This is a genomic window from Mesorhizobium sp. PL10 (genome assembly GCF_053714315.1).
On the sequence record NZ_JBSKBR010000005.1, the window covers coordinates 140,177 to 160,843 of the forward strand.

Genomic DNA, 20,667 nt, shown 5'->3' on the forward strand with positions numbered 1-20,667 from the left:
AGGGAAAGCGCCACGGGGCCTTCCCCTACAGAGATCGTTCAGGCCTTAGCGGATGCCGTCCTTGGCGAGCGCCAGGATAGCCTTGGCCTTGTCGGGCGTATCGATGAACAGCGGGCCGGTATAGGCGTTGTTCTGCGGCCAGAAGCCGTGCGTTGCGTGCTCGACCAGATAGATCACCGGCAGGTAACCCATCAGATATTGCTGCGCGTCCATGCCGAAGCCCATTTCGCCGGCGACCACCGAGTCCAGGACCTCGGGGCTGATGTCGAAAGTGTAGAGCTTGATCTTGCCGAACAGTTCCTTCTGGCGGAAGAACGGGATCAGCGGGTTGGCCGCGGTGGCGCCCAGCGCGAACACGGCCTGGGTGTCGGGATGCGCCGACAGATAGGCCTCGGTGCGGCGCTGGATGTCGGCCGGATCGGGCGACACGGTCAGCACTTCGGTGCCGCCGCCAGAAGGCTTCAACCCGTCATTCAAACCCTGGCAGCGCTGGTCGAGGCTGACATTGCCGACCTCGTGGTTGATGCAGACGACCTTGAGCGTGCCGTCCTTGGCCAGCCGTTCGCCGGCCTTTTTGCCGGAGTCATATTCGGAGACGGTGCCGACATAGAGCGTGGTGCCTAGCTCGGCGCCTTCCTTCTCGCCGGAATCGAGAACCACCATCGGGATGTTGGCGGCAAGACCTGCCTTGACCGATTTGCCGAGTGCATTGGCGTCCGCAATGGAGACGGCGATGCCGTCGGGATTGGTGGCGATGGCCGCGTCGAGCAGACGCGCCTGCTCGACCACGTCGAACACTTGCGGCGCGTAGTATTCGACTTTGGCGCCGGTCAGTGCCGCCGCATCGTCGACGCCGCGCTTGACCACCGACCAGTAGGGGTCGGAAGCCGAACCATGCACCACGAAAGTGATGCGGACATCCTTAGGGTCTTTCAGCCCGGCCGCATGGGCAATGCCTGTCATCATGCTTGCCGAGACGAGCGCGCCGAGCGCCAGTTTCAGAATGGTCTTCATGTCACTCTCCCATTGTCGTTGCAGTTCCAATTCCCTCTTTGCGCCGCAGGCCGACGGTTCGGCTTACAGCGCTGACCGGGTGGCCGCTTTGCGGGCCTTTGCCGGTGTCGATGCTCCGAGCCGCGCGCGAAGCTCCTCTCGCAACGGCTTCATGCCGATAATGTCGATGTCCTGCGCGCCGAGCCAGTCGCGAAAAGCCTGGTCGCAGAACAGTTCATACTCGTCGGTGCGGATATAGGCGGAGCGCGGCTCGATCAGCTCGAGTTCGCCCGGCGCGTTGAAGTGCAGGCAAAAGAAGGTCAGGCCTTCACGCACGCCTTCGACCAACGCCTTGTAGGCCGGCGCGATCGGCTTCGAACGCGGACGGCCCCAGGTCGTCTGGATAGCGGCGTCGAAGATGACAAAGCCTTTGGCGCGGGCCTCGGCAACGCCGCGCTGGAACGCCGCTTCGGTGACGCCAACCAGATTGTCGTTGGGCGCATAGGCCGACAGCGTTTTGGTCAGCAGCACCGGCAGGCGATATTCCAGGCCGAGCCGGATATAGATGCCGCAGAATTCGGGCGAGAGCGCCGTGCCCATATGGGCATCGAGATGGGTGACGTCGATGCCGGCGCGATAGGCGGTGTCGATCTGGGCGCGGAGTTCGGTCTCGACTGCCTGAGGTGCTGCCTTGCGGCGGGTGGTCGCGACATCGGGCCAGAAATAGCCGAACTCGTCGGTCAGGCCGGCGGCGCGCGAAGGCGACGTCAGCGGCCGCCATTTGTAGTGCTGTTTTTCGCTGTTGAGCGTCAGGTGGACGCCGAGATCGAGGGCGGGGTCCGCCGCCGCCGCCTCGGCCATCTCCGGGAACCACGGGCAGGGCACCATCACCGCACCGGAGCTGCAGGCGCCGAGCCCAGTCAGTTCGAGGAAAGCGCTGTTGGCGCCATGGCACATGCCGACATCGTCTTCATGCAGCACGATCTGTCGTCTGGAAGCGGCAGGGGCATTCATGAACGGGCACCGCCTGTCCGGCATGCCGCTCGCGAGGGTCTTCCAAAGTATGTCCCGTCCTGCATGGAACCGACCGTTTGCCCAACTGGACGCGATGGAACGCCCAAACTGGTTGTTCCAACAGGGCCACTTCAGCGAATTCGGATGGATACGATTTGCCAAAGGCCGGGATGGCTTGGTCCGATCGCGGCGGAGTGGTTCTTTCAAACCGCGCCGGCAAGCGTAGACCTGTGCCACCATCAAGTGGAGACTTGCCATGTACACCGCCGGCGAAGAAGAGATCGAAGCCATTGCCAGGGTGATCCGTTCGGGCGCACTGTTTCGCTATGGTGACAACAGCGAGTGCGACCGCTTCGAGGCGCGCTACGCCAGGCATCTCGGCGTCGAGCACTTTGCGCTTGCCGCAAGCGGCACCTATGGGCTCGCCGCCGGCCTGATCGGGCTCGGCATCGGGCCTGGCGATGAGGTGCTGGTGCCGGCGCACACTTATATGGCGACCGCTACCGCCGTGCTGTCAGTCGGCGCCATTCCGGTCATCGTCGATATCGACGAAAGCCTGACCATCGATCCGGTAGCCCTGCGCGACGCAATCGGCCCGCGCACCAAGGCGGTTATTCCTGTGCATATGTGGGGGGGGGCTTGCAACATGAATGCCATCATGGACATCGCCAAGAAGCGCGGCCTACTGGTTCTGGAGGACGTCTGCCAGGGCATTGGCGGCGGCTATGAGGGCAAGAAGCTTGGCTCCATCGGCCATGCCGGCGCCTACTCCTTCAACTACTTCAAGAACATGACCTCGGGCGAAGGCGGCGGCATCGCCACCAGCGATCCGAAGGTGGCGGAGCGTGCGCGCTGCGCCATCGATCCCTGCCATTTCTACTGGCAGGGCCGCAACGACAGCATCAAGCCGTTCGCCGGCATCGGCGCGCGCGCCTCGGAACTGATGGGCGCGATGCTCAACGTGCAGCTCGACCGGCTCGACGGCATCATCGAGGCGATGCGGGCCGAGAAGAAGAAGGTGCTGGCCGGCACCCGCCATCTCGGCAATCTAGGCCTGACGCCGTCACCGATGAACAGCCCGGAAGACGATTGCGCGGCGCAGGTGATGTATCTGCTGCCCAGCGAACAGGCGGCGCAGACTTTCTCCAAGACCATTCCGAGCGTCATTGCCGGCAAGACCGGCCGACACAATTTCACCCAGTGGGACCAGGTGCTGATGCATGAGGGCGCGCACCATCCGGCGCTCAACCCCTACACGCTGCCGGAAAACAAGGGCTTGCGGCTGACCTACGCCGACGATCTCGGCAAGGGCTCGCTCGACATCCTCAATCGCACGGTGATGGTGGCGATGAACCCGGCACACAGCGATGCCGAGATCGACGACATGATCCACAACATCGACGCGGCCGCGCGAGTAGCGCTTGAACACGCCTCGCTGGACGATGTCGAGGTGCGCAAGGCCGCACCCGTCGATCTGCAGAAATTCGACAGTGTGAATTGAGGCACGCCGGCTGGACCGGCTATTGCCGGTCCAGCCGCACGAAGGCGGCACGCAGCGCCAGCACAGCGCGCAGAATCTGGCGCTCGTCCATCGCGGCGTAGCCGAGCAGCAGGCCGTGTTCGGGCTCGCTCGAATGGTAATTGATCGAAATGCCCTGGACGTCCAGCCCCTCCTTGACGGCGGCGACGACGACGTCGATGTCCTTGTACGGCTTTGTGAAACTCGCCAACAATTGCATGCCGGAATCGTTCTCGGCCACCGTCAGCCATTCGGACAGATGTTCCTGGCACAGCTTGACGAAATTGGCCTGCCGGCGCGCATAGAGCCGGCGCATGCGCTTAAGATGCGTAGCGAAATATCCCTGCGTGATGAAGTCATTGACCGTCGCCTGCAGGATCAGCGGCGCGAACTGGCCGGTGATCGAGACGGCGCGGTCGAAGGGCACCGACAACTCGCGCGGCACGATGAGGTAGCCGATGCGTAGCGCCGGGATTAGCGTCTTGCCGAAGGAGCCGATATAGACGACGCGGTCGGCGTGATCGAGGCCACGCAAAGCCGGCACCGGCCGGCCGCGAAAACGGTATTCACCGTCATAATCGTCCTCGACGATCCAGGCGCCATGGCGTTCGGCGATGTCGAGCAGCTGCAGCCGCTCCTCGATGCGCATGATGGTGCCGAACGGCCACTGGCAGGACGGCGTCACATAGATCAGCCGCGGCGGCGGCAGATCGGGATCGGATAGGTGCCACCCGTGCCGGTTGACCTTTAACGGCGCGAGCTTGGCGCCGCTGGCGAGGAAGGCGCTCTTGGCGCCGAGATAGCCGGGCTCCTCCATCCAGACATGATCGCCCTCGTCCATCAGCACGCGCGAGGCGAGGTCGAGCGCTGCCTGCGCGCCGGTAACGACGATGACCTGGTCGGCGGTGCAGTTGATGCCGCGCGACAGGCTGATGGTCGAGGCGATGGCCTGGCGCAGGCCGGGATGGCCGGCAAAGGAGAGATATCCCAGCAGGTTTTCGTCGCGGCTGCGCGCATTGCGCGTGAGCAGGCTCGACCAGATGGTGAAAGGGAAGGACGCCGTCTCGGGTACGCCGGGGTGGAAGTTGATGACGCCGGCGTTGCGCGGCGGCTGCGGGCCGTTGACGATGGTCTGGCCGCGCCGCGACAATTTTTGCGGAGCGGCGAGGCCAGCCCGCAGCGAGGCCGGCGGGCGTTTCTGCTGGATCGGCGCCACCCAGGTGCCGGACCCGGCGCGCGCCTCGATAAAACCTTCGGCGAGCAGCTGGTCGTAAGCGGCAATCACCGTGTTGCGGCCGACCTTCAGATCCTCGGCCAGCGAGCGGGTCGACGGCAGCAACGTGTTCTGCTGGATCTGGCCGTCCAGAATGAAACGCCGCAAGGCACCGTAGATCTGCCGGTGCATCGGCTCGTCCGAGGCGCGGTCGACCGACATGATGTCGAGGGAAAGGCGCATGTGGTCGGCCAAGCTAGTCTCCGACGAACCTGGCTGCGCGGGCGATCTTTTCTTCGTTGAGCAGGCAGACGGTCTCGAGCACCAGCCGCCTGGTTTCGGCACGGACTTCGCGGCTGTTCTTCAGCGCGCGATGCACGGTGGCCGCGCCGAGTTCCGCCTTTTGCGCAATCTCACGGATGGTGCAAAGCCGTTCCATGCCGATTGCCGCCTCGAATGCCATGTCGCTCCTCCACCTGCATCAAGGCACGGCTTGCCGCCAGCCTCAAGCTGGAAACTCCTTGGAAAGTCCGACCTCCCCAAGCCGAATTATGCGATCCGCGCCGCCAGGGGAGGATGGCGGCGCGGATCGCCGGGCGCTTTCGCGTCGCTACCCCTACCGAGGCGCGCGCCCAACCGGCCAACCACCAGCCCCCCGGCGGTGGTCAGGCCAAGTCTCGTGTCGCTACCTCGAACCCGGCCTTGCGGGCCGTGGCGAGAAGCGAAGCGTAACCCTTCGTGGCATAGGTCAAGGGATTTGCCTTGGTCGGGTCCTGTTCGGCCTCGACGACGATCCAGCCTTCGAAGCCGCGCTTTGCGAGAGGCTTCAGCAATGCCAGGAAGTCGACAGAACCGTCGCCGGGCACGGTAAAGATCCCTTCCATCACCGCCGCCATGAAACTCATGTCTTCGCGCCGCGCCTTTTCGAGCACGGCCGCGCGGACGTCCTTGCAGTGGAAGTGCACGACGCGGTCGAGATGCCGGTGCAACAGAGAGGCCGGGTCGCCGCCCGAAAACAGGCAATGGCCGGTGTCGAACAGCAGGCCGACGCTTTTTCCTGTCGTCGCCATCAACCTGCCGACCTCGTCGTCAGTCTCGACGATGGTGCCCATATGGTGATGGAAGGCCATGCCGACGCCAAAGGCGGCCATACGATCGGCGAGCTCGGTCAGCTTCTCGCCATAGGCGGCCCATTCGCCATCGGTGAGGCGCGGCCGCTGCGAGATCGGCGCGAAAATGCCGTCATGGCGGCCGCGCGACGTGTCGGCATAGACGACGACCTTGGCGCCGAGGTCGCGCAGCAGCGTCAGATGCGGGGTGATGGCGGCGAATTCCTCGTCGACCGTGCGGTCGAGAATGCGGCCGTCATACCAGCCGGAGACGAGCTCCAGCCCGTAGGAGGACAGGATCGCTCCGAGCTCGTCGCTTCGCCTGGGAAATTTGCCGCCGAGCTCGGTGCCGCGATAGCCGGCCTGCCTGGTTTCCGACAGGCACGTCTCCAGCGGCGTGTCGCCGCCGAGTTCGGGAACATCGTCATTGCTCCAGGTGATGGGATTGATGCCGATCTTGACCGTCATGCCGCTGCTTTGCAGGCTTGGGGGAAAGCAATGCCGAGGCTGCAAACTGAAGGGAAAGAGGACCTGTCACTAGGTCCAGTTGAGGTGAATTCGGCAGAACCAATCGCGAGGACTAATGCTGCTCTTGCCGGCCGAAAGCAGCGCGCAGTTCGTCCTTGGCGTCCTCGAGCACTTTCCGGCGCTTCTGCGGCAGGTTCTTGCCGGCACGGTTGATGTAGAAATTGAGCATCGACATGGCCGACTGGAAGGGCTCGGCCTTGCGGCGGTCGCTGTGTTCGGCCGAGCGCTTGAGCGACGCCGCGATCTTTTTGGCATCGTCGGCTTCGAAGATGTGCTCCTCGAGGTCCATCGCATCGCTGTGTTCGGTCACGTCGGCGGACCATTTTTTCTTCGCGGTCATGGCAAACTCCTTCTCGTCGAAAACTCGGCACGGCGTTGCCGGTTCCGAAGAAATTGCCTGGGCGCTGGAGCCACGGATCGGAGCGCTGTGGCGCTGCCCGTCGCCACGAATGCGCCGATAGTGGCGCCAGCGTGGTCGACTTCCCGGAACCGCAGACAGGAAACGCCTTTGACCTCAACCGTCGCCAATCAGGCGAGCAGCCCCGGCATCGACAGCTCCTATGCCTGGATGCGGCTTGCCATCTCGATGCTGCTGGCGACCATCGGTGCGGTCGGCATGTGGGCCGTCGTGGTGGTGCTGCCGGCCGTGCAGGCGGAATTCGGCGTCGACCGCGCGGCGGCATCGATGCCCTACACCGCAACCATGGTGGGCTTTGCCGCCGGCAATGTGCTGGTCGGCCGCGCCATCGACCGCATGGGCTATTGGATCCCGGCGCTGATCTCATCGATGGCACTCGCCGCCGGACTGCTGCTCGCGGCGGCGTCGACGTCGATCCTGCAATTCACCCTTGCCCAGGGGGTGCTTATCGGACTTGGCTCATCAGTGATCTTTGGACCGTTGATCGCCGACATTTCGCATTGGTTCAACCGTCGACGCGGCGTCGCCGTCACGGCGGCGGCGGCGGGCAACTATCTCGCCGGAGCGCTGTGGCCAACCATCATGCCGACGCTGATCAACGCGGAAGGCTGGCGCTTCACCTATGCCGCGATCGGCATCTTTTGTCTGCTCACCATGATACCGTTGGTGCTTTTGCTGCGGCGCGGCGCTCCCGACGCGGCGGCAGGCTCGCCCGGAAGCCGGCCTGTGCAGCCGATTTCAATCTCGCCGGCGGCACTTCAGGTGCTGCTGGTCGTCGCCGGTCTAGGCTGCTGCGTGGCAATGTCGATGCCGCAGGTGCACATCGTCGCCTATTGCATGGATCTTGGTTACGGCATCGCGCATGGCGCCGACATGCTGTCGATCATGATGGCGGCGGGCGTCGTCAGCCGGCTCGCCTCCGGCTTTGTCGCCGACCGCATCGGCGGCGTGAAAACCCTGCTCATCGGTTCCGTGCTGCAATGCCTGTCGCTTTTGTTTTACATCCCGTTCGACGGGCTCGCCTCGCTCTATGTCGTGTCGCTGGTGTTCGGCCTGTCGCAAGGCGGCATCGTGCCTTGCTATGCCATCATCGTGCGCGAATATTTGCCGGCGAGGGAGGCCGGCCAGCGTATCGGCATCGTCATGATGGCGACCATCTTCGGCATGGCGATCGGTGGCTGGATGTCGGGCTGGATCTACGACCTGACTGGCTCCTACGCGGCAGCGTTTCTCAACGGCATCGCGTGGAACCTGGTCAACGTGGCGGCCATCCTTTTGCTGATGTGGAGGGCAGGGCGCCCGGCCATGGTTACGGCCTGAGGACGTCAGTCGGCGGCCGCAATCCGCGTTGGCTTGACAATCGCCAGTTGCTGCGCGACGCCAAGCGGCATGGCGCAGTGGGGAAGCCGGGCAAACATGGCGACACAGACGACGAAGCCGCAATCGCGCGCGACGCAAGGGGCAGGGCTATGACCAAGCCACGCTCGCGCCGCGGCGGCGGCCGCCCGACGATCTCCGATGTTGCGCGCAAGGCCGGCGTCGGCGCCATCACCGTGTCGCGGGCGCTGCGCGAACCCGACCGCGTCAGCCAGGATCTGCGCCGCCAGATCCTGGCCGCCGTCGAGGAGCTCGGCTATGTCCCGGATCCCAACGCACGGGCGCTGGCCTCGGCGCGCGCCGATGTGTTCGGCGTGCTGGTGCCGTCGCTGACCAACAACGTCTTCGCCGAAGTGGTGCGCGGTATCTATGACAGCCTGTCGGACGGCCCGTTTCGCGTCCAGCTCGGCAACACCCATTATTCCGGCCTCGAAGAGGAACGCCTGCTGCAGGTGTTCGCGCCGCAGCGTCCCGCGGCGCTGATCGTGGCCGGCATCGACCAGACGCCGACCTCGCGAAAACTGCTGGAGAGCGCCGGCTGTCCGGTGGTGCAGGTGATGGAGACCGGGCCCGACCCGGTCGACATGCTGGTCGGCTTCTCGCATTTCGACGGCGGCAGGACAGCGACCGAGCATCTGATCGAGGCGGGCTACCGGCGGATCGGATTCATCGGCGCGCGCATGGATCCGCGCTCGCAACGGCGCCTGGCCGGCTATCGCGCCGCAATGGAGAAGGCCGGCCTGTTCGACCCGCGGCTGATCACCACCACGCCGCTGTTGTCCAGCGTGACGCTCGGCCGCGAGCTGCTTCGCGATGCGCTGGCCAAGATGCCGGCGCTCGACGGCGTCTTCTGCAACAATGACGATATCGCGCTCGGCGTTCTGTTCGAATGCCATAGCGCCGCACTCGACGTGCCGAAGACGATCGGCATTGTCGGCTTCAACGATCTTGAGATGATGCAGGCGGCGTTCCCGCCGCTCACGAGCATCCGCACTCCTCGCTATGAAATCGGACGTCGATCTGTTGCCATGGCGCTGGCGGCGATCGCTGGGCGAAGGCCCGAGCAGCGGGTCGTCGACCTTGGTTTCGAGCTCAAGCCGCGCTTGAGCACGGCACGCTGAAAATGCTTTCGAGCCTTCAGCAAATCGTGCTTTACACAACGTCATGGTAGCGCTACCATTTTTGACAAGCAGGCACTTTGGTGGAGGGAGCCAAGCCTGTTTATTATACATAAGCAACAGCTCATCTTGTTTATTATGTATAATATGCTAGGTTTCATTTCTCGCCCGTGAGGCGGCGAGGGGGAGGGGATCGGGCCGGCATCGGGCCCTTGAGACGTGCCACCGGTAAGGCTGCGGAGCCGTCGCCGGACGTGGAAAATCACCACGACAACAGCATCAAGCAGCAGCATCAAACAGAACTGCAAACGGGAGGAATATCGATGATCAAGTCATTCGTTGGCGGCATCGTTGCCGCCACTGCATTCGTCATGTTGAGTTCGTCGGCGATGGCCGAACCTGAAGTCGTCAAGGGACCAGCGGCCGAGCCCGACTGCTTCGCGCCGTGGGCGGCCGATACACAGTTCTTCAAATTCCCCAAGAAGGAAGGCCCATACCGCATCGCGCTCGCCAACGGCTATATCGCCAACACCTGGCGCATCCAGATGATTCAGACGGCCAAGGCCTATGCTGCGCAGAAGGACGTCGCGGCAAAGTTAAAGGAATTCAAGGTCGTATCGACCGGCGAGGATGTGCCGGCGCAAATCTCGGCGATCAATAACTTCATCGATTCCGGTTTTGACGCCATCGTCGTCAACGCGCAGAATCCGACCGCCTTCGGGCCGGTCATCAAGCGCGCCAAGGAAGCCGGTGTCGTGCTGGTCGCCTTCGACAACATCCTCGACACCAAGGACGCCATCAACGTCAACGTGGACCAGAAGGGTCTTGGCGAACTGTGGGCCAAATGGCTAATCAACCATATACCGGATGGCGGCAAGATACTTGAAGTGCGCGGCGTTGCCGGCACGTCGGTCGATACCGACCGCCACAACGGCATCCATGAGGTCTTCGACGCCTCGGGCAAGAAATGGGACGTCACCGAAGTCGCCGGCAAGTGGGATGATCCGACAGCGCAGAAGGTCACGGCTGACGCGATCGCCACCAATGGTCCGTTCGTCGGCATAACCGGCCAGGGCGGCGACACAGGCATTGTTCAGGCGATGATCGACGCCAAGCATCCGTTCGTGCCGTTCGGCGGCGAAACCGAGAACGGTTTCCGCAAATTCTGCGCGGCGCACGCGGCGGACGGCCTGAAATGCTCCTCGGCCGGCACTGGCCCTGCCCAGGTCGCGGTCGCTATCAAGACGGCGATCGCCGCGCTTGAGGGTCAGGTCGTACCGCAATCGGTCAAGCTGCCGCTCGCCATCGTCGAGGATCCAAACTTCAAGGAAGGCCAGGACTACTTCCCTGACCAGTCCGACAATTTCTTCGTCGGCAATTCCTTCCCGACCTGCGGCATCAATTTCACCGCGCAGGAAATCATGGGCCAGACCAAGGCCGACCAATAGGCTGCACGATCGGCGCCGCGGGATGCTCCGCGGCGCCGAACCGCTTGCCATCTCAATCCACAAAACTGCCCCGGAGGGCTGATGGACGGTGCAGTTCCACTCTTTCGCATGGAAGGCATTTCCAAGCGCTATGGCGGCGTGCGTGCGCTGGAGAAGGCCGAACTTTCGGTCACATCGGGCAGCATCCACGGCATCCTCGGCGAAAACGGCGCCGGCAAATCGACGCTGATCAAGGTCATGGCCGGCGTGGTAGCGCCCGACGAGGGCACGATGACGCTGGACGGGCGTGAGGTCAGCTTTGCCTCGCCGGCCGCGGCCAACCAGGCCGGCATCGTCTGCATCTTCCAGGAACTGTCGCTGGTCCCCGAGCTCAGCGTCGCCGACAACATCGTCATTTCCGACCCGCCGACATGGTTCGGCATGATAGACCGCAAGGCCCAGCGCCGCATTGCCGAAGAGGCGCTGGCACGCGCGGGTGCGGCCGACATCCACCCGCTGGCGCTGGTCAAGGATCTTCCCCTTTCACGAAGGCAGATGGTCGAGATCGCCAAGGCGTTGGCCAGGAAGCCCCGCATCCTGATCCTCGACGAGGCAACGTCGGCGCTGGCTGCCGCCGATGTCGCCAAGATCTTCGCGGTCCTGAAGCGGCTGCGTCGCGAAGGGCTGGCGCTGCTCTACATCTCGCACCGGATGAACGAGATCGCCGAACTCGCCGACCAGTGCACGGTGTTTCGCAACGGCCGCACCGTCGCTTCCTATGCGGCAGGCACCAAGAGCGACAATGAGGTTGTCGAGCTGATGATCGGCCGCGAATACAGCCACATCTTTCCGCCGAAGCCGACGCGGGCGCTCGACACCGCCCCGCCGGTTCTCGAGGCGCGCAAGCTCTCCTGGACGGACCGGCTGGACGACATCTCGCTCAGCGTCAGGGCTGGCGAAGTCGTCGGTCTCGGCGGGCTGGACGGGCAAGGCCAGCGCGAATTGCTGCTTGCCTTTTTCGGTGTGCTGCGCGGCCTCAGCGGCCAGATCCTTATCGACGGCAAGCCGGTTTCGATCGCCAGCCCGGCAGCGGCGCGCGACAACGGAGTCGGCATGGCGCTGATCCCGGAAGACCGCAAGACCGAAGGGCTGATGCTGCCGATGACGGTTCGCGAGAACCTCTCCTTCGCCGCCCTCGACCGGCTGTCCAAAGCCGGCATCATCGACCGCGCCGCCGAACAGCGGCTGATCGACGACATGGTCGGGCTGCTGGCGATCAAGACCGCCGGCCTCGACATTCCGGTCGGCGCGTTGTCGGGCGGCAACCAGCAGAAGGTCGTCATCGCCAAATGGCTGATGCGCCAGCCGCGCATCATCCTGCTCAACGATCCGACGCGCGGCATCGATGTCGGCACCAAGCAAGAGCTGTACCAACTGATGCGCAAGCTTGCGGATGCGGGTGCCGCGATCCTGTTCTACTCGACCGACTATGACGAGCTGATCGGCTGCTGCGACCGGGTGCTGGTGCTCTATGACGGCGCGGTCAAGCGAGAGCTGGTCGGCGCCGAGATCACCGAACGGGCGCTGATCGCCAGCGCGCTCAACATCCATGGCGGCGACGCCACCCCCAGGCATGGAGCGGACGCGTGAAGGATTGGCGCTACTGGCTTGCCGAACAACGCGGAACGCTGCTGGCGTTCGCCATCTTCATCGTCATGTTCGCGATCTACACCGCGAACCATCCGGCGGGATTTACCGCCAATGTCGTGCAGACGGCCTCCAACAAGGGCGTGCTGCTCGCCTTCGTCGCCATGGCGCAGACGCTGGTGGTGATCACCGCCGGCATCGACCTTTCCGTCGGCATGATCTTCACGCTGACCAATTGCCTGGCCTCCTGGCTGGTCATCGGCACCGGCCTCGAGACCGCCTTCGGCGTCGTCGCCGTGCTCGGCACCGGGCTGCTGTGCGGCGCGATCAACGGCGCCATCGTCATCTACGGCCGACTGCAGCCGATCGTGGCCACCATCGCCACGGGAGCCGTCTATTTCGGCATCGCACTGCTGCTCAGGCCGTTTCCGGGCGGCTCGGTCAATGAGGATCTGGCCGATGCGCTCACCGGGCGCCTCTTCGGCGTCGTGCCGGCGAGCCTGGTCACGCTGTTCGCCGTGGTGCTGATCGTCTGGGTGCCATTCAGCCGTTCGGTGCTGGGCCGTGCTGCCTACGCCGCGGGTTCCTCCGAGACGGCGGCCTACATGTCAGGTGTGCCGATCCGGCGCGGCAAGTTCGCCGCCTACGCGCTTGCCGGGCTGCTGGCGGCGATCGGCGGGCTGTTCCTGACCTTCTTCACCTATACGGGCGATGCCGCCTATGCCAGCGGCAACGCCTATACGCTGTTTTCGATCGCCGCCGTGGTGCTGGGCGGGGTCTCGCTGTTCGGCGGCAAGGGCAGCGCCATCGGCGCCATCTTCGGCGCGCTCGCCTTCCGCACCATCGGCGACCTGCTGTTCGTCTTCGATTTCGACCCGCTGTGGCAGCCGCTGTTCCAGGGCGTTGTCCTGCTGATTGCGGTCAGCCTCGGCGCTTTCGCCCTGTTTCGGGTCCGCAACCGGCTGGAGTGGTTCCTGTGAGCGAGACGACCATCGGCGGCATCGCCGGGCGCATGCCGAAATTCATCCGCCGCGCCGATCCGGCAGTTATCACCGCCTTTGCCTGCATCGTGCTCTTGCTGTTTCTCGGCAGCCTTTATTCGCGCAGCTTCCTGTCGCCGGAATATCTGTTGCAGCAGCTCAAGGTGGCGTCTTTCCTCGGGGTCATCGCCACAGGCATGATGCTGGTCATCCTGCTTGGCCAGATCGATCTGTCGGTGCCGTGGTCGGTGGCGGTCGGCGCCATGATGGCGGCCGCGGCTGCGGCCTACGGCCCCGTCGGCGTGGCGCTTGCCATCCCGTTCGGCATCTTCTGCGGCATCATGATCGGCATCGTCAACGGCATCGGCGTCGCCTATCTGCGCATCCCCTCGATGATCATCACACTCGCCACCAACGCCGTCGCGCAAGGGCTCATGGTCGTCTATACAGGTGGCTTCTCGCCACAGGATTCGGCCACCGGCGCCATGCGTTATCTCGCGACAGGTTTTACCATTCCGGGCGTGCCCAATGCCGTCATCATCTGGGCGCTGATCGGTGCTGCAATGGTGTTCGTGCTGACCCGCACCAGCTTCGGCCGCACCGTCTACGGCATCGGCAACCGCGAGCGTGCCGCCTATCTCTCCGGCGTCGACACAAGACGCGTGGTGATGATCGCCTTCGCCATATCGGGTGGCCTATCGGCCTTTGGCGGCGTGCTTCTCGCCGGCTATGCTTCCAAGGCCGCGCAGTCGATGGGCGACGCCTATCTCCTGCCGTCGATCGCCGCCGTGGTACTGGGCGGCACCTCGATCCTCGGTGGTCGCGGCTCCTATCTCGGCACCGTCGCCGGCGTCATCCTGATCACGCTCCTGCAGTCCATTCTTTCGGTCATGCAGATGCCGGAGGCGGGGCGGCAGATTATCTATGGTGTTGTCATCGTCGCCATGCTCCTGCTCTACGGCCGCGCGCCGGCAAGCCGCTGACCGTGGACGAAAAGACGGCAAAAGCGCCAACGGGCGCTCCCGGCCCGGCGCCTCGGGCCATTGTAGTGATGGGCGTCGCCGGTTGCGGTAAGTCGGCCGTCGGCAAGGCGCTGGCAGCAGCGCAGGGGGCCGTCTTTGTCGAAGGCGACAGGCTGCACCCGCCCGAAAACGTCGCGCGCATGGCGAGCGGCGAGCCGCTCACCGATCAGCTTCGCGAAGGCTGGCTCGATGCCATTGGCGAGCAGATCGCGGACCTGGCCGGCAGCGGCCAAAGCGTAGTCGCTGCCTGTTCGGCGCTGAAGCGCAGCTACCGCGATCGGCTGCGCGGCTTCCGCCGGGACATCGTTTTCGTCTATCTGGAGATCGATCCCGCCACCGCCAAGCGGCGCGTCGCCAACCGTAAGGGGCATTTCATGCCGGCCAGCCTGGTCGAAAGCCAGTTCGCCATCCTTGAGCCACCTGGCGCCGACGAGCAGGCGCTCACGGTCGACGCCACACTTCCTGTGGCCGGCATCGTCACCGCCGTTGCCAGCCTGCTGGCCGGCGCAAAATCATGAACCACCGTCATCGGGCAAGGCGCTTTCCGGTCGTTCGGTGAACCGGTCGTGGCCGGACCAGACCATCATTTGCTCGGGATAGAGTTTCAGCGCCTCCAGCAAGCGGTCGCGCTTGAGCAGGATGTACTCGGCCTGCAATGCCATGTTCTTGGCGCCGCCGGTCCTTGTCGTGGGCTCACCGGTTCCCGCCGGGGCCGGCACCAGTTCGGAGCTCAGGATGGCACGGTATTGGCGGAACGGGTCGGTCTCGAAGGTCGACATGGAAAACAGCGCCGACTTGCCCCTGGCGGCGAAGTTCGTCGGCGCCGAGGCGAGGTGGGTCCAGCCGCTTTCGCCAATGCCGACTTCGGTGAATGTCGAGCCGGCATGCACGGTGTTGGTCACCAGCACGACGCCGTTGCTGCCAAGGATCTTCTGGATCCGGCCGGTGACCTGGTAGGCGTCGCTGCGATCGAAGACGATCCGGCCTTTCAGGAAACGATTCTCGACCCGGACCATCGGCGGGTTCAGGAAGCGCAGGCCGAAGGTCGAGTCGGATATGCCGTGAGCGCTGACGCTGAGCTGGTGCGCCTCGATGCCGGCTTCATGGAGCGCGCGCTTGCCGATGATGGTTTGGGTTGTGAATTGGTCGCACCAGATGATGGCGCCGTGGCCGCGCTTCAGCGCCGCTTGCAGGCCTTCCAGGCCCTCCAGCTGGATATCGGGGGACCAGCGGCGGCCGACGAGATGCACGGCAAGCAGCAGGCGCCGGCGATGGTTGGCGTAGAGCAAGGCCCGGAACTGCTTTTGTGCATCGATGCCATTGCCGAGCACCGCGCGCGTCGCGGCGGCGTAGCGCACGAAATCCTTGCGGATATGGCGCTTGAGGCGCAGCCCCGATACGCGGCTGCAGATCGCGGCCCACCAACCGACCGGCAGCACTGCCGCGACGCCGAGATAGAAGGCGGCCAGCAGCAGCTCGCGAAGATCCCGGTTGTTGAACGTGCGCAACTTGCCTGCCCGAACGATCTTCCGGCTGAAGAAGCGGACATGTTCGGCGCGATCGGGCACCAGCACGTCGGCAATGATTTCAGTGTGGTACATGACGGCGGACGATGGTGTCCGATCGGCTTTCCGGGATTTTCCCAGCCACGGCAGCCTCATCCGATCGGTGTCCACCTGTTCTTGCGCGCGTCCTAAAATCGCTTTACTGCGTCTGCCACGGGCGCGCAATCGGCGCCGGCAGGCCACGGTGAACGCCATTCAGGGTTCGAGCTTGAAACAGGCCCTATCGGTAGCACTTCCGCAACTGGCGCCCTGGCAGCCGGCCGCGGTGGCGCTGATGGCGCCGGACCGGGCTCCGCTCAGCTTTGCCGGCCTCACAAACCATGTCGACCAACTCTGCGGCGATCTCGCCAGGCGCGGCGTTCGCCGCGGCACGGCTGTCGGCATCGTCCTGGCCAACGGCCCGGAAATGGCGGCTTGTTTCCTGGCGGTCTCGGCACTGGCGACGGCGGCGCCGCTCAATCCAGCTTACGGCGAAGACGAATTTCGTTTCTATCTCGGCGATCTCGACGTGAAGCTTCTGCTGTGCGGACAAGGCATGGGCGATGCCGCGCGCAACGCCGCAAAGGGGCTCGGCATTGCGGTGCTCGATGTCGTCGTGCCTGAAGGCGCGAAAACTGGCGAGTTTGTGCTTTCGGGCAACGCCCAGCTTGCCGGCGCCGGCGACGCGCAGCTCAACGGACCCGACGATTTCGCGCTGGTCCTGCACACATCGGGAACCACGGCGCGGCCGAAGATCGTCGGCTTGCGGCAGCGCAATCTGCAGGCATCGATGGCCAACATCGCCCGCACGCTGGCGCTGTCGGCAAACGATGTCTGTCTCAACGTGATGCCGCTGTTCCACATTCACGGGCTGATGGCGGCGCTCAGTGCACAGCTGGCAGTCGGCGGCGCCGTCGTCTGCACGCCAGGCTTCAACCCGCTCAAATTCTATGGCTGGCTGGCCGACTTCCGGCCGACCTGGTATAGCGCGGTGCCGACCATGCATCAGGCGATCCTGGCGCGCGCCGCGCGCAATGGCGAGACGATCGCGGCAGCGCGGCTGCGCTTCATCCGATCGTCTTCGGCAGCGCTTCCCGATACTGTGTTCCGCGACCTCGAGCGCGTCTTCGGCTGTCCGGTGGTCGAGACCTATGGCATGACCGAGGCGGCGCACCAGATGACGTCGAACGGCCTGCCGCCGGCGCGTCGCAAGCCGGGCTCGGTCGGCCTGCCTGCCGGTCCCGAGGTGACGATCCTCGACGACAAGGGGGCAATCCTGCCGGCGGGCCAGAAGGGCGAGATCGCTGTGCGCGGCGCCAACATCCATGATGGCTATCTCAACAATCCGTTGGCCAATGAAGCTGCCTTCACCGATGGCTGGTTCCGCACCGGCGACCAGGGCCTGATCGACGGCGATGGCGACCTCAAGATCACCGGGCGGCTGAAGGAGATCATCAATCGCGGCGGCGAAAAGATCTCGCCGCTTGAGGTCGACAATGTGCTGCTCGATCATCCGCTGGTGGCGCAGGCGGTGACCTTCGCCGTGCCGCACGCCATGCTGGGCGAGGAGGTGGGGGCGGCCATCGTGCTTGCCGAGGGCGCCATTGCCGATGCCGAGCAGATCCGCGATTTCGCGCGCAGCCGCATCGTCGAGTTCAAGGTGCCGCGCCACATCCTGTTTCTGCAGGAGATACCCAAGGGTCCGACCGGCAAGATCCAGCGGGTCGGCCTGGCCGGCAGGCTCGGTCTGGTCTGAGAGATCAGATCTATCTCTTTGTTTTTACGCAATTCCGGACGGAAAACCGCTTCACACTTTTCCTGGAATTGCTTAGATCTGCGACGTCAGCTCGACCGGAAAATCGTCATTGTCGGCATCACGCATGGCGGCGAGGCTTCTGTTATCCAGCACCTCGGCGATGGCCTGGCGCACCTCCAGCATCATGTGCCGGACCTGGCAGGTCGCCTCGTCGCAATCCTCGCAGCGCTGGTACTGCGTGCGGCTGGCGCAGGGGATTGGCGCCAGCGGCCCGTCCAGGACGCGCACGACATGGCCGATCTTGATCTCGGAGGCTGGCCTGGCGAGGCGATAGCCGCCTTCTTTGCCCTTGCGGCTCTGGACGAAGCCGGCATTGCGCAACTCACCCAGGATGGCATCCAGGAATTTCTTCGGGATGTTGTTGGCAACAGCAATGTCGTTGACGAATGCAAGCTGGCCGACCGGCAGGCCGGAAAGATGCACGAGGGCCTTGAGGCCGTATTTGCCTTTTTTGGTAAGCATGCCCGATTCAGTTCATGAAAACCCCAACCACCCGCATCTGGCGGTTGTTTGTGTGCAAATCATGACGTTTCGCCTGAACAACCCGGTTTCGCGTAGAACAAGCCGCCCGGTTGAGAGGTTAGGCACAAAGGCGTTGATTCTTTGTAACGTTTTTCACGGATAGCGCTGATCGTTCGGGGAAGCAGTTTGTCTGTGCCAAACGAAAAAGCCGGCAAAGAGCCGGCTTTCTTGTTCAGTTTTCAGTCCGGACGCTGCTGATATCAGCGGCTGCCGTAGATCTGGTCGAGCAGGCCGCCGGCGGCGAAGTGTTCCTTCTGCACCTTGTCCCAGCCGCCGAAGACGTCTTCCACCGTCAACAGGCGGACATCGGGGAAATCGGCCTTGTATTTGGCGGCGATTTCAGTGTTGCGGGCGCGCAGGCCATTTTCGGCGGCGATGGTCTGACCCTCCGGTGTGTAGAGGAAGTCGAGATAGCTCTTGGCGAGGTCGCGGCTGCCATGCTCGTCGGCGACCTTGTCGACAATAGCCACCGGGAATTCGGCGAGCAGGCTGACGGTAGGGGTAACCTGTTCGAACTTGTCGTCGCCATACTCCTTGCGGATGCCGCGCGTCTCCGACTCGAAGGTGATCAGCACGTCGCCGATCTCGCGCTGCACGAAGGTCGTGGTGGCAGCGCGGCCGCCGGTGTCGAAGATCGGCACGTTGTTGAACAGCTTGGTGACGAACTCCTTCACCTTGGCGTCGTCGCCGTTGAAGGCCTCCTTGGCGTAAGCGGTCGCCGCCAGATAGGTGTAGCGCGCATTGCCCGAGGTTTTCGGATTGGGGAAGATCACCTGCACGTCGTCGCGCACGAGGTCATTCCAGTCCTTGATGTGTTTCGGATTGCCAGCGCGCACCAGGAAGGACGGCAGCGAATAGAAGGGCGAGGCGTTGTCGGGGAAATCCTTCTGCCAGTCGGCGGAGACGAGGCCTTTCTTGACCAGGAAGTCGATGTCGGTGACCTGGTTGAAGGTGACGACGTCGGCGGCAAGGCCTTCGGCAATAGCGCGCGCCTGCGCCGAGGTGCCGGCATGCGACTGGTCGATGGTGACGCCGGGATGTCCGGCAATGAAAGCCTTGTTCACCTGAACGAACAGCTCGCGCCCGACATCATAGGAGGCGTTGAGCAACCTGTCGGCCGACCATGCCTGGGAGGATGCGAGGACCAGGCCGGCGGCGGTGGCAAGCTTGAGCAAAAATCGCTTCATGAAAAGGGACTCCTTGGGACTGCCGGCTCGAATGCATCGATATAATGCGCCAACATAATAGGACCATGTCCAGCGCGACCAGACATGCAGACGCGGCCTGCCGTCCAGTGGTGAGAAATAGTATTGCCGAAACAGCCGGTTGGTAGGATTTCCTTCCAAGTTGAATCGCTTCGGCCCGTTGATGGATGACGTCTATGCCGCCGGAAAAAGCTTCCAGCGCCGTGGCCTGAACGCTACCCGGCTCTTCTGCGCAGCCGGATGGTCGACGGGCAGTTCGATTTCTACCCGCTGGCGTTCGCCGCCGATTTCGAGTTCAACGCGCCTGGTGCCGGCAACGCGACGGCTGGCGGCGACGGTGCCGGCGATGCAGCCGCTGCAGCCGTCGAGCAGTTCGATATCGTGCGGACGGAAGTACAACGTCGCTTCGCCCTCTGGCGCATGCGGGGCCGACACGCCGATCGGACGGTCGGCAAGCCAGATCTCGCCATTGTCGACCTTGACCGGAAGCGAGCTCGATTCACCGATGAAGGAGTAGACGAAGGGCGAGTTCGGGGTGTCGTAAATCTCGTCGGCCGAACCGACCTGTTCGATGCGGCCCTGGCTCATCACCACGACGCGGTCGGCAAGCTCCAGCGCCTCTTCCTGGTCGTGGGTGACGAAGACGGTGGTGTGGCCGGTTCGATCATGAATCTCGCGCAGCCAGCGGCGGAGTTCGCGCCGCACCTGCGCGTCGAGCGCGCCGAACGGCTCATCGAGCAGAAGCACCTTGGGCTCGATCGCCATGGCGCGCGCCAGCGCCACGCGCTGCCGCTGACCGCCCGAAAGCTGCGCCGGGTAGCGCTTTTCCAAGCCGGAAAGCTGGACGAGGTCAAGCAGCTCCGAGGCGCGGCGGCGGATTTCGGCTGCCGGCGGCCGCGACGGTCCATGCCGGACCTTCAGGCCGAAGCCGATATTAGCGGCGACCGTCATGTGCCGGAACAGCGCATAGTGCTGGAAGACGAAGCCGACATTGCGATCCTGGATCGACTTCTGCGAGGCATCCTCGTCGCCGAAGAAGATCTTTCCAAGCGTCGGCCGCTCCAGCCCGGCGATCAGCCTCAGCAGCGTCGTCTTGCCGGAGCCGGACGGCCCCAGCAGCGCGATCAGCTCACCCGACTTGATGTCAAGCGATACGTCATGGAGGGCCGGAAACCGGTCAAACTCCTTGCGCACGTTGGCAACGCGAACTTCCAT

General features: G+C 64.1%; 19 protein-coding genes. 9 read left to right on the forward strand and 10 right to left on the reverse strand.

The window, feature by feature from the left end; genetic code table 11:
- Nucleotides 1–45: 45 nt before the first annotated feature.
- Together ACWGTO_RS10565 and ACWGTO_RS10570 are read right to left on the reverse strand one after the other, a co-directional pair.
- On the reverse strand, nt 46–1,014 hold the full coding sequence (locus ACWGTO_RS10565; RefSeq protein ID WP_454574797.1) for a rhizopine catabolism ABC transporter substrate-binding protein: 969 nt from the start codon (nt 1,012–1,014) through the stop codon (nt 46–48).
- Nucleotides 1,015–1,077: 63 nt separating this feature from the next.
- Nucleotides 1,078–2,007 carry a ChbG/HpnK family deacetylase gene (locus ACWGTO_RS10570; protein ID WP_454574798.1) on the reverse strand — a complete coding sequence of 310 codons (930 nt, stop codon included), beginning with the start codon at nt 2,005–2,007 and terminating at the stop codon, nt 1,078–1,080.
- A 256-nt stretch (nt 2,008–2,263) separates the two neighbouring features.
- Here ACWGTO_RS10570 and ACWGTO_RS10575 point away from each other — a divergent pair, with 256 nt between their 5' ends.
- Entirely contained in the window at nt 2,264–3,508 is a 1,245-nt protein-coding gene (locus ACWGTO_RS10575; RefSeq protein WP_454574799.1) for a DegT/DnrJ/EryC1/StrS family aminotransferase, read from the forward strand.
- 19 nt (nt 3,509–3,527) lie between these two features.
- Here the strand turns inward: ACWGTO_RS10575 and mocR are convergent, their stop codons facing one another.
- From mocR to ACWGTO_RS10595, 4 genes are all read right to left on the reverse strand, one after another.
- Nucleotides 3,528–4,994 carry a rhizopine catabolism transcriptional regulator MocR gene (mocR, locus tag ACWGTO_RS10580; protein WP_454574800.1) on the reverse strand — a complete coding sequence of 489 codons (1,467 nt, stop codon included), beginning with the start codon at nt 4,992–4,994 and terminating at the stop codon, nt 3,528–3,530.
- 1 nt (nt 4,995) lies between these two features.
- Entirely contained in the window at nt 4,996–5,202 is a 207-nt protein-coding gene (locus ACWGTO_RS10585) for a LacI family DNA-binding transcriptional regulator (protein WP_454574801.1), read from the reverse strand.
- A 202-nt stretch (nt 5,203–5,404) separates the two neighbouring features.
- On the reverse strand, nt 5,405–6,316 hold the full coding sequence (iolE, locus tag ACWGTO_RS10590; RefSeq protein ID WP_454574802.1) for a myo-inosose-2 dehydratase: 912 nt from the start codon (nt 6,314–6,316) through the stop codon (nt 5,405–5,407).
- Between the two features lie 112 nt (nt 6,317–6,428).
- The gene (locus tag ACWGTO_RS10595; protein ID WP_454574803.1) at nt 6,429–6,716 is read right to left on the reverse strand and encodes a DUF3175 domain-containing protein; all 288 of its coding nucleotides are present in this window, start codon (nt 6,714–6,716) and stop codon (nt 6,429–6,431) included.
- A gap of 228 nt (nt 6,717–6,944) precedes the next feature.
- On the opposite strand from ACWGTO_RS10595, the gene ACWGTO_RS10600 reads away from it, so the two are divergent.
- The 7 genes from ACWGTO_RS10600 (at nt 6,945) to ACWGTO_RS10630 (ending at nt 14,883) form a co-directional block, all read left to right on the forward strand.
- Nucleotides 6,945–8,114, forward strand: coding sequence for an MFS transporter (locus tag ACWGTO_RS10600; protein WP_454574940.1), 1,170 nt, complete (start codon nt 6,945–6,947; stop codon nt 8,112–8,114).
- 149 nt (nt 8,115–8,263) lie between these two features.
- On the forward strand, nt 8,264–9,292 hold the full coding sequence (gene gntR / locus ACWGTO_RS10605; protein ID WP_454574804.1) for an HTH-type transcriptional regulator GntR: 1,029 nt from the start codon (nt 8,264–8,266) through the stop codon (nt 9,290–9,292).
- Between the two features lie 320 nt (nt 9,293–9,612).
- Nucleotides 9,613–10,737 carry a sugar ABC transporter substrate-binding protein gene (locus ACWGTO_RS10610; protein WP_454574805.1) on the forward strand — a complete coding sequence of 375 codons (1,125 nt, stop codon included), beginning with the start codon at nt 9,613–9,615 and terminating at the stop codon, nt 10,735–10,737.
- An 81-nt stretch (nt 10,738–10,818) separates the two neighbouring features.
- Nucleotides 10,819–12,366 (forward strand): sugar ABC transporter ATP-binding protein, encoded by a 1,548-nt coding sequence (locus ACWGTO_RS10615; RefSeq protein WP_454574806.1) that lies wholly within the window; start codon nt 10,819–10,821, stop codon nt 12,364–12,366.
- Nucleotides 12,363–13,343: an ABC transporter permease gene (locus ACWGTO_RS10620; protein ID WP_454574807.1), complete on the forward strand. Its 981-nt coding sequence runs from the start codon at nt 12,363–12,365 to the stop codon at nt 13,341–13,343. The genes ACWGTO_RS10615 and ACWGTO_RS10620 overlap by 4 nt, the downstream gene beginning before the upstream one ends.
- Complete coding sequence (locus tag ACWGTO_RS10625) at nt 13,340–14,326, forward strand: ABC transporter permease (RefSeq protein ID WP_454574808.1); 987 nt, start codon at nt 13,340–13,342, stop codon at nt 14,324–14,326. The genes ACWGTO_RS10620 and ACWGTO_RS10625 overlap by 4 nt, the downstream gene beginning before the upstream one ends.
- 2 nt (nt 14,327–14,328) lie before the next feature.
- Complete coding sequence (locus ACWGTO_RS10630; protein WP_454574809.1) at nt 14,329–14,883, forward strand: gluconokinase; 555 nt, start codon at nt 14,329–14,331, stop codon at nt 14,881–14,883.
- Here ACWGTO_RS10630 and ACWGTO_RS10635 read toward each other — a convergent pair.
- The gene (locus tag ACWGTO_RS10635) at nt 14,878–15,966 is read right to left on the reverse strand and encodes a hypothetical protein (RefSeq protein WP_454574810.1); all 1,089 of its coding nucleotides are present in this window, start codon (nt 15,964–15,966) and stop codon (nt 14,878–14,880) included. The genes ACWGTO_RS10630 and ACWGTO_RS10635 overlap by 6 nt on opposite strands.
- Nucleotides 15,967–16,138: 172 nt before the next feature.
- On the opposite strand from ACWGTO_RS10635, the gene ACWGTO_RS10640 reads away from it, so the two are divergent.
- A complete protein-coding gene (locus ACWGTO_RS10640) occupies nt 16,139–17,665 on the forward strand; it encodes an acyl--CoA ligase (protein ID WP_454574811.1) in 1,527 nt (508 codons plus the stop codon).
- Between the two features lie 72 nt (nt 17,666–17,737).
- Here ACWGTO_RS10640 and ACWGTO_RS10645 read toward each other — a convergent pair whose 3' ends face one another.
- From ACWGTO_RS10645 to ACWGTO_RS10655, 3 genes are all read right to left on the reverse strand, one after another.
- Nucleotides 17,738–18,187 (reverse strand): RrF2 family transcriptional regulator, encoded by a 450-nt coding sequence (locus ACWGTO_RS10645; protein WP_006202816.1) that lies wholly within the window; start codon nt 18,185–18,187, stop codon nt 17,738–17,740.
- 260 nt (nt 18,188–18,447) lie between these two features.
- Nucleotides 18,448–19,434 carry a sulfate ABC transporter substrate-binding protein gene (locus ACWGTO_RS10650; protein ID WP_454574812.1) on the reverse strand — a complete coding sequence of 329 codons (987 nt, stop codon included), beginning with the start codon at nt 19,432–19,434 and terminating at the stop codon, nt 18,448–18,450.
- A 192-nt stretch (nt 19,435–19,626) separates the two neighbouring features.
- A complete protein-coding gene (locus tag ACWGTO_RS10655) occupies nt 19,627–20,667 on the reverse strand; it encodes a sulfate/molybdate ABC transporter ATP-binding protein (protein WP_454574813.1) in 1,041 nt (346 codons plus the stop codon).

What these genes read in the sequence shown, in the direction of transcription:
- ACWGTO_RS10565 (WP_454574797.1), bottom strand. Translation starts at nt 1,014, where the DNA reads ATGAAGACCATTCTGAAACTGGCGCTCGGCGCGCTCGTCTCGGCAAGC.
- ACWGTO_RS10645 (WP_006202816.1), bottom strand. Translation starts at nt 18,187, where the DNA reads ATGCTTACCAAAAAAGGCAAATACGGCCTCAAGGCCCTCGTGCATCTT.
- ACWGTO_RS10635 (WP_454574810.1), bottom strand. Translation starts at nt 15,966, where the DNA reads ATGTACCACACTGAAATCATTGCCGACGTGCTGGTGCCCGATCGCGCC.
- ACWGTO_RS10585 (WP_454574801.1), bottom strand. Translation starts at nt 5,202, where the DNA reads ATGGCATTCGAGGCGGCAATCGGCATGGAACGGCTTTGCACCATCCGT.
- ACWGTO_RS10600 (WP_454574940.1), top strand. Translation starts at nt 6,945, where the DNA reads ATGCGGCTTGCCATCTCGATGCTGCTGGCGACCATCGGTGCGGTCGGC.
- ACWGTO_RS10655 (WP_454574813.1), bottom strand. Translation starts at nt 20,667, where the DNA reads ATGGAAGTTCGCGTTGCCAACGTGCGCAAGGAGTTTGACCGGTTTCCG.
- ACWGTO_RS10610 (WP_454574805.1), top strand. Translation starts at nt 9,613, where the DNA reads ATGATCAAGTCATTCGTTGGCGGCATCGTTGCCGCCACTGCATTCGTC.
- gntR (WP_454574804.1), top strand. Translation starts at nt 8,264, where the DNA reads ATGACCAAGCCACGCTCGCGCCGCGGCGGCGGCCGCCCGACGATCTCC.
- ACWGTO_RS10595 (WP_454574803.1), bottom strand. Translation starts at nt 6,716, where the DNA reads ATGACCGCGAAGAAAAAATGGTCCGCCGACGTGACCGAACACAGCGAT.
- ACWGTO_RS10650 (WP_454574812.1), bottom strand. Translation starts at nt 19,434, where the DNA reads ATGAAGCGATTTTTGCTCAAGCTTGCCACCGCCGCCGGCCTGGTCCTC.
- ACWGTO_RS10615 (WP_454574806.1), top strand. Translation starts at nt 10,819, where the DNA reads ATGGACGGTGCAGTTCCACTCTTTCGCATGGAAGGCATTTCCAAGCGC.
- ACWGTO_RS10570 (WP_454574798.1), bottom strand. Translation starts at nt 2,007, where the DNA reads ATGAATGCCCCTGCCGCTTCCAGACGACAGATCGTGCTGCATGAAGAC.
- ACWGTO_RS10575 (WP_454574799.1), top strand. Translation starts at nt 2,264, where the DNA reads ATGTACACCGCCGGCGAAGAAGAGATCGAAGCCATTGCCAGGGTGATC.
- iolE (WP_454574802.1), bottom strand. Translation starts at nt 6,316, where the DNA reads ATGACGGTCAAGATCGGCATCAATCCCATCACCTGGAGCAATGACGAT.